The organism is Polaribacter sp. BAL334, from assembly GCF_015767435.1.
GTDB lineage: Bacteria > Bacteroidota > Bacteroidia > Flavobacteriales > Flavobacteriaceae > Polaribacter.
In genome coordinates this window covers 1-532 of the sequence record NZ_JADWOV010000224.1, presented here as the reverse complement: position 1 = coordinate 532, position 532 = coordinate 1, and the positions used below count along the sequence as shown (strand labels likewise).

Sequence of the window (532 nt, the reverse complement as noted above, 5' to 3'; positions counted from 1 at the left end):
CCTCTTCATTCAAAAATCATTGATATAATGAAAAAATATGATGGTAATTTCCCAAGAAAAATCTCAGACCAGCGTTATAATGAACACATCAAAAAAGTTTGCGAAAAAGCAAAAATAGAAACCCCAACACATGGCACTTTATTTGACCACAAAACAAAAACAAAAGTTACTCAAATATATCCAAAACATAAATTAGTATCTTCGCATATAGGTAGACGTTCTTTTGCTACGAACAATTATGGCAAAATACCAACCTCTTTTTTAATGTATATTACAGGGCACACAACTGAAGCAATGTTTTTAACATACATTGGAAAAAGCAACAAAGACATAGCTATGGAATTAACTAACTATTTTTAATTTATAAAGGTTTTTCATACTTTCACATTTTTTAAATAATTACGCAAACTTATGGTTGGGTTAAGCGATAAAGAAAAGGAAGTTTTAGACTTCCTTTTGGAATTTGTAGATTTTGAAATATTTTGCATTGAAGAAGCCGAAAGAGATAAAGGCAGACTTGACTATTCAATGT

1 pseudogene is annotated in these 532 nt (G+C 29.7%); it reads left to right on the top strand.

The features are described from left to right. Positions 1 to 360: pseudogene (locus IU405_RS01990) on the top strand (integrase); the annotation flags it as partial. Positions 361 to 532 lie beyond the last annotated feature (172 nt).